Origin of the sequence: Aliivibrio sp. SR45-2, from assembly GCF_963890165.1 — a bacterium.
Classification (GTDB): Bacteria; Pseudomonadota; Gammaproteobacteria; order Enterobacterales; family Vibrionaceae; genus Aliivibrio; species Aliivibrio salmonicida.
Genome location: NZ_CAWPRC010000194.1, coordinates 111,390 through 122,881 on the forward strand (window position 1 = coordinate 111,390; position 11,492 = coordinate 122,881).

Below are 11,492 nucleotides of genomic sequence, written 5' to 3' on the forward strand. Positions count from 1 at the left end.
CATAATAGCGTCGCTAAAAATTATTTAAGTAGAATAACTACTTATCAGAATATCAGCCTTGCTCTTAAGTGCTTTTCCTGCGTAATAAATAGACCATTTAATTAATGGCAATGGTATGAGTTTTAGCGCGGAAAAGTGGCCGAAAGTACGGCAAAGAATTAACAAGCGCAAAGAGTTAAGCCGAATACTCAGGTGAGTACAGTGCTTAGGTTAGCAATGAGAGCTATAGGGGGGATGGAGCGTTTAAGGCGGCGTAATTAACACAGTGATCAATATCCTCTAAATCAAACAGGTCACCAGTCTATATTTACGAAGGTATCAATTCAATTTCCATTATCGGTTCTTTAGGTTCCATTATCGGTTCTTTAGGTTCCATTAATATATCTATGAAAAGTACGATATTAATGGAAGCCATTATTACATCAATTTTCTAGGCAGCAACTTCCTATAAAAACCCGTTACAAACATGGTTCCAGTCACAACTAAAATAGTACCTATAATGGCATTTATTCCGACGGTTTCTCCTAAGAATAAATAGCCCCACAAAATACCAAACGCAGGAATAAGGAAAGTCACTGAAAGCGCAGAAGAGGCACCTAACTCATTAATTAATCGGAAATACAATAAATACGCAAGGCCGGTGCAGACCGCACCAAGCGCAAATACTGACAACATAATATCTGAGCTAATTGTTTCTCTTACTGGAATAAAAGGAACCAACGGTAGCACCAAGATTACAGAAGCCCACATACTGCCGTGCGCATTATTAAAGGGTTCAACACTTGGGGCATTCTTTGCGTAATTAGTTGCAATACCGTAACTAAACGCCCCCACCAAAGCCGCAATCATTGGAATAATCGCTTCATCACCGACATTAATCGCTTCCCAACCAACAAGAACACTCACTCCAATCATACCTAGAACCAAACCAAATACGACTTCTTTGGTTAGCCAAGTTCGAGTCCAAACTGCGCCAATAATGGCTCCCCAGATTGGGGCACTAGAGTTTAATATCGCTAATGTTGAGACATTTAACACCTGAGCGGAATACGCAAACAATAAAAAAGGTAAGGCTGAATTAAATAACCCTAAAATAAAAAAATGCTTTAAATTAGAAGTGAACTGCAGTGATTTTTTAAGAAAGAATGAAACGACTAATAAGGTTAATGCCGCAAAAGCAACACGAGTTTCAATCAAGACAGCAGGACCAAGAGGGTTGGCTGCAATTCTGACAAATAAAAACGAACCACCCCATAGAGCTGCCAAGGTAAATAGGCTTAATATATTAATCATCCATAACTCCGATAATGAGGTGTTTTTCGAGTGTGGTTGATAATGATAAATTACTCAACCACATTATTTAAAAAGTGCTTTTTAGCGCTCACCTTGTACTTCAAAATCATCAGAAATTAAGCGAGCTTTACCATCTTCTTGAACTGTCCAATGCTCGCTGTGTACAACACCAAATGCTTTGTTCATCGTCCAATTAGCCGTTAATAGATAACCATCTTCACCGATAGGTTCCCATTTAACCTCTGTATAATCAACATCAGCAAAGCCTTGATCCATGATGTTTTTCCAAAACGCTTGGATCTCTTCACGGCCAGTAAACGTTCCAAATGGACGAGCCTCCATAACGGTACCTTCCGCGTATTGCGCTGCACAACCGGCGGCATCTTGAGAGTTAAACGCTTGCTGCCACGCTGAAATGCCTGCTTTACATGCTGCTAAAATTTGTTCTTGAGTCATGGTTGTTTCTCCTAATGTTTGTATGAGATGGACTATACGTGCATTATTAACACTGAAAAACAAACTAATTAGAAATCACTGTTTAATAAATTCAAACAATAGGGTTGGTAAGAGTATGAACAAACTAAAACAAATGACACTCTTTATGACCATCGTTGAAACCGGTTCCATTACTAAAGCGGCAGATAAACTTGAACTATCAAAATCCGTCATTAGCCAGCACTTAAAACAACTAGAGAATGATCTCTCCGTTCCATTATTAAAACGTACTACTCGTAAACAAGTATTAACGACTTCTGGTGAGCGCTTTTATCTGCAATGTTGCAAGATGCATCAGTTAGCCGAAAAAGCATGGAGTGATATCTTACACCAGCAACAATTCCCTCAAGGGAAACTGACGGTCACAGCACCACACGCATTAATGAATAGTATTGTTATTCCGGCATTAAGCTCCACTTTTAAAACACACAAAGGCGTGGCGTTAAATTTAATTGCGCATGACGGGCAGCTCGATTTAATGCAAGAAGAAATTGATTTAGCGATCCGAGTTGGAGAATCCAAACTCAGTAATTTAAAACAAAAACGCATTGCAACGGTACAAGATGTATTGTGTGTTGCGAGAGATTACTCTCCTAGCAACTTAGAAAATATAGAATCCGTTCCTTATATTGCAAACCATTGGCAATCAAAACAGATCTCACATTCCTTAATTAATACAAAAACAAAAATCGCACACCGCTTAAATTTTACCGCCACGCACCAAGTGAACACGGTTCAAAATAGCTTAGCATTAATTGAGAATGGATTAGGGGTTGGTTTGCTGCCTGAGCTTATTTATTTACAACATCAAACAACAGTAAGGAAAGCACTGCCCAATAACGAGATCGCGCCTTCTAATGTGTATGCATTACATCCATTCCATGGTCAAACACCGATAAGTGTAACAATGGCAATCGAAGCGATTGAAAGTGCATTAAATTAAAAAGAAAAACGCCAATTCATCGGGGCGAATTGACGTTTTATTAGTTATCTTGAGGATAAACGATTTTATAATAGAAAAGTTAGCTTCCTATCACACCGCCGTTATCTTTAGTGATCATTACAATGGTTGAACGTGGTTTATTGTCCCCACCTTGAGGGAAATGCCCAGACGGATGTTGCACGCCAACAAACATGGTTTTTTGATCATCAGAGAACGTTAATCCCGTAATTTCACATCCAATTGGACCCGTTAAGAAGCGGCGAATTTCACCCGTTTTAGGATCACCACACAACATTTGATTATTACCTTGCCCTGCAAAATCGCCTTTGTTTGAATAATTACCATCGGTTTGGATCCATAAACGACCCGCCTTATCAAAGCCAATACCATCAGGGCTATTAAACATATTGTCTTTATTTATATTGTCACTGCCTGCGTACAAGTTGCCTTTATGAACCGTTGGATTACCTGCGATTACATATAAATCCCACTGGAATGTATCGCTAACATGGTTGGCATTGGTGGGTGCCCAACGCACAATTTGTCCGTAATGGTTTTCAGCTCGTGGATTAACACCATCAACCTCTTGGCCTTCTTTTACGCCACGGTTTTTATTGTTCGTTAATGTGCAAAATACGTGTTTTTTATCAGGATGCACTGCAACCCATTCAGGCCTGTCCATCGTTGTCGCACCCACTTGTGTGGCGGCACGTCGAGCAAAAATCATCACTTCCGCTTGGCTATTAAATCCATTCTCTTTGGTTAATCCATTTTTGCCATAAGTCAGCTCTAGCCATTGACCATCACCTTCTAGCTTGTCATCTTTCATTACAAACTTAGCAACGTAAAGTGTCCCTTCTTCTAGCAAGTCTCGGTTAGCTGATTTATTGCCTTCTTGATATTTGTTTTTTGATACAAACTTATAAAGATGCTCACCACGCTCATCATCACCAAGATACACAACCACATGACCATCATCGTTCACAACTAAGGCGGCATTTTCGTGTTTAAATCGACCCAGTGCGGTGCGTTTTAATGGCGTTGATGTTGGATCATTGGGATCAATTTCAACCACCCAGCCAAAACGATTTGGTTCATTCGGATTTTTAGCGACATCAAAACGATCATCAAAGTTATGCCATTGATATTTACTTTGCTCAGCTTCAATGCCATAGCGCTTATCATCAGCGGTTAATGCGGCTTTCGTTTCTGAACCAAAAAAGTCATTGAAGTTTTCTTCACAAGTTAAATAAGTGCCCCACGGCGTTTCACCATTCGCGCAATTATTGAATGTTCCTAATACTTTCTTACCCGTTGGATCTGCTTTAGTTTTCAATAAATCGTGACCTGCTGCTGGCCCGGTTACTAACATTTCTGTATTAGCAGTGATACGACGGTTTGCTCGACCATTAATATCCATCGTCCATTGACCATTTTTCTTCACGATTTCAACCACCGTAACACCTACGGCTGCTTGTGCTTTTTTCACATCGTCAGCCGTCATCGTATTGCCTTCATGAGCAAACAAATATTCGTAGTTGGTGTATTCATTATTTACCGCAAGAATGGCGCGATCATTTGATAATGGAAACACACTCATTCCATCGGTATTATCACCAAATTGCAGCGCTTGAGCTTTTGAGTCTTGTTTGCCATTAGGATTAAATTGAGGGGCGTTAGCAAAAATTGGGTCTCCCCATGACATTAACGTACTAGAGCGATATCCTTTTGGCACAACAATATTGTCGCTTGTTGATACCGAGATAGTATCAAAGTTTAATAACGAGTTATCCATGCTACCCGCGATCGCTTTTGCCACTGGATTCAATGCTAAAAATGCACCTGCACTTGCTGCAGCAGTTCCCATCAAAAAACCTCGGCGAGATAAACGTGCATTAACCATGTTGCTAAAATCTGATTCTTTCTCTACAAAATTGCTCATCATACTTCCCTTTTGAAATCGTTATTTTTATAAGTGTGTTTTATATAATCAGCTGTAGCCTAAAGGGGAGTTATGACAGTTTCGTGGAAGATTTGTGTCGGTTTTATTGCTTGTTATTAAATTAAGATCCGGTTTCAAACAACAAAGGCAATTATTTACATTATTACAATGTGATTATTCACCAGAACAATCCATATCAAACACCTTTACAACATTAAGGTAATAGAAGTAAATAATAGATCAGATGACAACCTAGAATAAAAATAATTGTTATTCATTCATGTAGTAATTAATATGTTTCAATATTTAGTTTAAATATAAATTAATACAACTTATAAACAAATATATAAATTAAACATACCGAAACCGATTATAACTTAAGTATAATTAGTCACTTAACACCGTCACCTTGATGTTAAAAATAACCATTTATAATACACTTAATTTTCTATATAAATAAACTAGGCACTATAATCCAAGTTTATAATTTTATATAAAATAAAAACTAACAATAAATGATAATATCATTAATAAAAAACAGTTTATATTTAATAATTAATATAAAAATACGGTTATAAATTTATTTTTTATTGATTCAAGATCATAAAATCAAATACACACGCTTTAGGTTTATATTAAAAAATACAAATAATATGCCGGAGTTATTAAAAATATAAAAACAATAAACCGGAAGAATATACTAATGAAAAAACAATATTTCGTCTTGCTAGGACTAACACCTTTCACCTTTGCAGTACAGAGTGCTACCGTTCTTGATGTTCAAGATGTCGATATAACTAAGCTTCTTAATCCATTAAGTACAACAAATACTGCAGGTCCCCCTAACCAATATAGCTTCACAGAACAAACTCATATTGAACAACAAGGAAAAAAATGGGTTCGTCATCAACAACGGTATCTCGGTATTCCCATCTATGGCCAATCTGTCGTGTCATTAAAAGATCACTATAGCGTTGCTCAAGCCATCACTGGTAATGTTATCCAAGATATAGAGAGTGATATTGGGTCGACTCTACCGCTCATCAATCAAGATCAAGCCATTAACATTGCGAAAGGAACGAATAAATCCAACGTAAAAAGAACAACAACATCTGCCCATACTGACGCAGAATCCGCCGAATTAATGATTATAATTAATGATCAAAAAATGGCACAACTTATATACCGTGTTTCTTATTTAACCGTTAAAGATAAAGCCCCATCCCGTCCAATCACGATGATAGATGCCAAAGATGGTCGTATTCTCGATCGTTGGGAGGGCATTGCTTTTAAACAAGCAGAGGGGGTTGGCGGTAACCAAAAAAGTGGGCGCTACTATTTCAGTGACAATAGTAAATTTGGTGGATTTGAAGTCAATGATGCCTGTCAGATGGACAGTAAAAACGTGGTGACTCTTGATATGAATAGCAGTACGTGGAGCGGACGCATACACCAATTCACTTGTCCTGAGAATACCGCTCGTTCAGCTAATGGCGCCTATGCTCCGATGAACGATGCACAATATTTTGGTCAACGAGTCTTTGATATGTATGGCGAGTGGTTAAACACTCGGCCAATCCGTCAAAAACTAACGATGCGCGTTCATTATGGTAATAACTATGGTAATGCATTTTGGGATGGACAACAGATGACCTTTGGCGATGGAGGATCTTACATGTATCCACTGGCTACCTGGGATGTCATTGCCCATGAAGTTAGCCATGGCTACACCGAACAAAACTCCAATTTAGAGTACCGTGGTATGTCTGGAGGTATGAACGAATCCTTTTCCGATGTCTCCGCCGCGGCATTGAGTTATTTTGTTCACGGTTCTTTCAATTGGAAGATGGGTGAACACGTAATGAAACATTCAGAAGCAATGCGTTTTTTCATCAATCCATCACAAGATGGTACGTCCATTCAACATGTTAATCAATATTATAATGGCATTGATGTTCACCATAGTTCGGGGATTTTTAACCACGCTTTTTATCTTCTTGCGACCAGTCCAGACTGGGATATCAAAAAAGCATTCTTAGTTTATGCAACGGCGAATAAACTATTTTGGCAACCACGTTCAACCTTCCAACAAGGGGCTGAAGGGATTTGTCAGGCTGCAACACAACTCGGTTATGAAACGCAGTCGATTGCTACGGCCTTTCAACAAGTAGGAATAACAGTACAACGCTGTGAAAGCTCAACGCCGAATCCACAGCCACCGATACCCAATCCAGAGACGCCAACGCCCTCGAATGAAGCCACGTTAGTATTAAATCAGCCAACGGTAATAAAAGGAGTTTACGGTGACAAACCACGCTTTAGACTGAATAATCCGCCATCCAATGGTTACGTTAGTATTGATACTTTCGGAGGCCAGGGAGATATTGATATATTCATTGCCATTGATCGCCAACCAACACCGACGGATTACGACTGTTCCTCTCAAAATTCTGGCACCGACGAAAGTTGCTTATTCTTAGATTATCCCGCCAATAGCTATCATGTATTGGTCGTAAGTAAGTCTGATTTTTCTGACGTCATTTTACTCATTGCAGGAAACAGTGAATCGACACCGCCGCTACCTACTCCACCGGTACCACAACCTGAAGATTATTGTGCATATGTACCAGAATGGAGTCCATACACCCACTACTATTATCAGGAAATCGTACAATCGAAGGGCTATATGTTCCGCTCCCTTCAACCATCATCAGGTTGGGATCCTTATTTATACCCAACAGTATGGCAATACCTTCGCCCTTGTCGATGAGTATCAAAGGCGCGATAAATTATCATAAAAAGCCTTAATATAAAAAGCAGTTTTCTAATGTTGAGAACTGCTTTTATGTTCGTCCTCATTACAAAAATTACAATCCAACATTCCTATATTAGACAATGAAAATTTCAGAAAAAAATCAGAGACCTGTCAAAACGATTACACCTCAAATCTTTACACCTCGAATATAAAAACAATTAAAACATTAATTAACAATTTTATAACCACACGCAAATCACTGTTTATAAAGTAATTTAAACAAAAACGAAGCATTTCAAAAAAACCAAGATCAAAATAATAATTTGTACTCTAACTAAATATCTGTCATTTTATAATTAATTGAACGTTCAATAAAAAATAAAAGGACAGCAAATGCCCAAGGTAGGGATGCCTGACATACGAAAACCACAACTCGTCAAAGCGACAATGACCGTTATTGGTCGTGTCGGTCTACACGCAGCGAGCATTGCTTTAATTAGCAAAGAAGCGGGAGTATCTACAGGGATAATTAATCACTACTTTGGTGGCAAGCATGGTCTTTTAGAAGAAACCATGCGTGAAATTCTTCGCCAACTGTCTAATACCATCACGACTCAACTGAAAAGCTTACCTGTTGACGCTCACCAACAGCGTATCACTGTCATTGTTAATGGTAATTTCGAGGGCTATCAAGCAGAAAATGAAGTCGCTAAAACGTGGCTCGCATTCTGGTCTTACTCGATGCATGACGCTCAATTAAAGCGTTTACAGCGTGTAAATGAAAAACGATTGCTGTCTCATTTGAAAATTGAATTAAAAGAAATGTTTAATAATCAACAAGCTGACCTCGTTGCTCACGGGATAGCGTCGTTAATTGATGGTATATGGCTAAGAGGTACATTGAACCCCGAAGGCATTGACGCAAATAAAGCCCGTACCGTCATTAACGATTACCTTGAAAAACAACTCTCATTTTATTCAAAAAATAAAAACCACTCATAATAATTATTAAGTCAGAGATTAAAATGGAAATGAATTCGTTATACATCGATGGTCAGTCTATTCAGGCAACGTCTGGAGAAACCTTCACTAGCATTAATCCTGCTAATGGCGAACCCATTGCACAGCTAGGCCAAGCCTCTCAAGCCGATCTTGAGCTTGCTATTGAATCGGCAAAGCGTGGTTTCGCGGTATGGTCTGCCATGTCACCGATTGAACGCAGCCGTATTCTTCTCAATTCTGTAAAAATACTTAGAGAACGAAACAATGACCTTGCAAATATTGAGGTTATGGATACCGGTAAACCGCTTCAAGAAGCATTAGAAGTTGATGTAGCCTCTGGTACCGATGTCATTGAATACTTCGCAGGGTTGGTTCCTGCAATGCAAGGTGACCAACAGCCACTAGGTGAAAGCCAATTTTTTTACACTCGTCGTGAGCCACTTGGTATTTGTGCGGGCATCGGTGCGTGGAACTACCCTATCCAGATCGCCATGTGGAAATCAGCACCGGCATTGGCAGCGGGTAATGCGATGATCTTCAAACCGTCAGAAGAAACGCCCTTAACGGCACTGAAACTGGCCGAAATATTTACTGAAGCGGGATTGCCAGATGGCGTGTTCAACGTCGTTCAAGGTGATTATCGTGTTGGTCAAATGCTGACTGCACACCCTGATATCGCAAAAGTGTCTTTCACTGGTGAAACAGGAACAGGCAAAGCAGTCATGGCTGACAGTGCAAAAACACTAAAATCAGTCACGATGGAGTTAGGTGGGAAATCACCAATGGTCGTCTTTGATGACGCAAAATTGGATGATGCGGTTTCTGCTGCGATGGTGGCAAACTTTTATACTCAAGGCGAAGTGTGCACCAATGGCACTCGTGTTTTTGTTCATGAAAATCTTTATGACAAGTTCATTAGCCAACTTAAAGTTCGTACTGAAAAACTGATTGTCGGTGACCCAATGGACATCGAAACCCAAGTCGGTGCGCTCATTTCAAAAGCGCATTTAGCAAAAGTATTAGAGGCCATTGAGCAAGCCAAACAGTCAGGTGCAACCCTGCTTACTGGCGGCTATCAAGTAACCGACAAAGGATTAGAAAACGGTAACTTTGTGGTTCCTACCGTCTTTGTAAATTGCGAAGACGATATGCCACACGTTCAACAAGAGATCTTTGGTCCTGTTATGTCGGTCCTTAAATTCACTGACGAAGACGAGGTTATTCGCCGCGCAAACGACACTAAATATGGGCTTGCTGCCGGTATTTTCACTCAAAACTTATCACGAGCTCACCGAGTTATTCATCAAATGCAAGCGGGTATTTGTTGGGTAAATACGTGGGGAGACTCTCCTGCAGAAATGCCGGTAGGCGGTTATAAGCATTCAGGTGTTGGACGTGAAAACGGCCCTGAAACGCTACTGCATTACACGCAAACCAAAAGCATATTAATAGAGCTTGGTGATTTCGCTAGCCCTTACGCTTAATTTGCCCTTCCAATAAAAACGTCTAGCCCTATGCGCTAGACGCCACGGAGAATACAGACATGGAACAACGCTACGATTATATTATCGTCGGCGCGGGTTCGGCCGGCTGTGTGTTAGCAGATAGACTAACCGAAAGCGGTCAACACAGCGTTTTATTATTAGAAGCAGGCGGTACGGATAAGAGTATTTTTATCCAAATGCCGACCGCTCTTTCTTACCCTATGAACTCTGAAAAGTACGCATGGCAGTTCGAGACCCAACAAGAATCCGGACTCGATGGACGTCAATTGCATTGCCCTCGCGGTAAAGTTCTTGGTGGAAGCTCGTCGATTAACGGTATGGTTTATGTTCGTGGTCACGCGTGTGATTATGACGAATGGGAAGAAAATGGCGCGACAGGTTGGAACTACCAAGCTTGCTTACCTTACTTCCGTAAAGCAGAAACATGGAGCAAAGGCGCTGATCAATATCGCGGAGGCGAAGGCCCTTTAGGTACGTGTAATGGCAATGACATGACACTTAATCCTCTATATCAAGCCTTCATCAATGCAGGTAAAGACGCTGGATACCCAGAAACATCAGACTACAACGGCTATCAACAAGAAGGTTTTGGCCCAATGCACATGACGGTAGACAAAGGCGTTAGAGCATCTACCTCAAACGCGTATCTTCGTCGTGCTTTAAAGCGTCCTAACTTAACGCTAATGAAAGGTATTGTCGCCAGAAAAATTCTACTTAAAGACAACAAAGCCGTTGGTATTGAGTTTGAAAAATCAGGAAAAATTATCAATGTGCATGCAAATAAAGAAGTCATTTCAAGCGCAGGTTCAATTGGCTCAGTTCAATTACTGCAACTGTCAGGCATAGGTCCAAAATCCGTCTTAGAAAACGCAGGCGTAGAGGTAAAGCATCAACTCTCTGGTGTTGGTGAAAACCTGCAAGATCACCTTGAGATTTACTTTCAATATCATTGTAACGAACCCATTACGCTGAACAGCAAATTAGGCTTAGTTAGCAAAGGGCTCATTGGTGCCGAATGGATATTAACTCGCAAAGGGTTAGGCGCGACAAACCACTTTGAATCGTGTGCTTTTATTCGTTCTCGCAAAGGCTTGAAGTGGCCTAATCTTCAATATCACTTTTTACCTGCGGCGATGCGTTATGACGGACAAGCCGCATTTGATGGCCATGGATTTCAAGTTCATGTTGGCCCAAATAAGCCAGAAAGTCGCGGAACAGTATCAATAACCTCTTCAGATCCTCACGCAAAACCAAAGATCGTTTTTAACTACATTTCGACTGAGCAAGATCGCCAAGATTGGCGCGATTGTATCCGTCTTACTCGTGAGATTTTATCGCAACCCTCAATGGATGCCTTCCGTGGTGAAGAAATTCAACCGGGTATTGAGGTCACGTCTGACGAGGCGATTGATGAATGGGTTAAGCAAAATGTAGAAAGTGCTTACCACCCTTCTTGTGGCTGCAAAATGGGCAATAAAGAAGACCCAATGGCTGTACTCGATGAACAGTGCCGCGTACGTGGAATTACGAATTTACGCGTTGTCGATTCTTCTGTAT

Annotated in this window: 8 protein-coding genes; 5 read left to right on the plus strand and 3 right to left on the minus strand. The window is 40.3% G+C overall.

The window, feature by feature from the left end:
* Window positions 1-417: 417 nt before the first annotated feature.
* Both AACV33_RS18840 and AACV33_RS18845 read right to left on the minus strand, forming a co-directional pair.
* Window positions 418-1,293, minus strand: a complete 876-nt coding sequence (locus tag AACV33_RS18840) for a DMT family transporter (RefSeq protein WP_065609860.1) — start codon at window positions 1,291-1,293, stop codon at window positions 418-420.
* 81 nt (window positions 1,294-1,374) lie between these two features.
* Entirely contained in the window at window positions 1,375-1,749 is a 375-nt protein-coding gene (locus AACV33_RS18845; protein ID WP_182699530.1) for a YybH family protein, read from the minus strand.
* Between the two features lie 115 nt (window positions 1,750-1,864).
* Between AACV33_RS18845 and AACV33_RS18850 the strand changes: the two genes are divergently transcribed.
* On the plus strand, window positions 1,865-2,731 hold the full coding sequence (locus AACV33_RS18850; RefSeq protein ID WP_182699531.1) for a LysR family transcriptional regulator: 867 nt from the start codon (window positions 1,865-1,867) through the stop codon (window positions 2,729-2,731).
* A 79-nt stretch (window positions 2,732-2,810) separates the two neighbouring features.
* Here the strand turns inward: AACV33_RS18850 and AACV33_RS18855 are convergent, their stop codons facing one another.
* On the minus strand, window positions 2,811-4,673 hold the full coding sequence (locus AACV33_RS18855; protein WP_065609864.1) for a PhoX family protein: 1,863 nt from the start codon (window positions 4,671-4,673) through the stop codon (window positions 2,811-2,813).
* Between the two features lie 703 nt (window positions 4,674-5,376).
* On the opposite strand from AACV33_RS18855, the gene AACV33_RS18860 reads away from it, so the two are divergent.
* The 4 genes from AACV33_RS18860 to betA all read left to right on the plus strand — a co-directional run.
* Complete coding sequence (locus tag AACV33_RS18860) at window positions 5,377-7,443, plus strand: M4 family metallopeptidase (protein WP_182699532.1); 2,067 nt, start codon at window positions 5,377-5,379, stop codon at window positions 7,441-7,443.
* A gap of 378 nt (window positions 7,444-7,821) precedes the next feature.
* Window positions 7,822-8,430 (plus strand): transcriptional regulator BetI, encoded by a 609-nt coding sequence (gene betI, locus AACV33_RS18865; protein WP_182699533.1) that lies wholly within the window; start codon window positions 7,822-7,824, stop codon window positions 8,428-8,430.
* 23 nt (window positions 8,431-8,453) lie between these two features.
* The gene (gene betB / locus AACV33_RS18870) at window positions 8,454-9,914 is read left to right on the plus strand and encodes a betaine-aldehyde dehydrogenase (RefSeq protein ID WP_182699534.1); all 1,461 of its coding nucleotides are present in this window, start codon (window positions 8,454-8,456) and stop codon (window positions 9,912-9,914) included.
* Window positions 9,915-9,973: 59 nt separating this feature from the next.
* A partial coding sequence (gene betA / locus AACV33_RS18875) for a choline dehydrogenase (RefSeq protein ID WP_182699535.1) occupies window positions 9,974-11,492 on the plus strand: 1,519 nt, incomplete at its 3' end.

Coding starts and splice junctions, on each gene's coding strand:
- AACV33_RS18840 (WP_065609860.1), bottom strand. CDS start 1,293: ATGATTAATATATTAAGCCTATTTACCTTGGCAGCTCTATGGGGTGGT.
- AACV33_RS18845 (WP_182699530.1), bottom strand. CDS start 1,749: ATGACTCAAGAACAAATTTTAGCAGCATGTAAAGCAGGCATTTCAGCG.
- AACV33_RS18850 (WP_182699531.1), top strand. CDS start 1,865: ATGAACAAACTAAAACAAATGACACTCTTTATGACCATCGTTGAAACC.
- AACV33_RS18855 (WP_065609864.1), bottom strand. CDS start 4,673: ATGAGCAATTTTGTAGAGAAAGAATCAGATTTTAGCAACATGGTTAAT.
- AACV33_RS18860 (WP_182699532.1), top strand. CDS start 5,377: ATGAAAAAACAATATTTCGTCTTGCTAGGACTAACACCTTTCACCTTT.
- betI (WP_182699533.1), top strand. CDS start 7,822: ATGCCCAAGGTAGGGATGCCTGACATACGAAAACCACAACTCGTCAAA.
- betB (WP_182699534.1), top strand. CDS start 8,454: ATGGAAATGAATTCGTTATACATCGATGGTCAGTCTATTCAGGCAACG.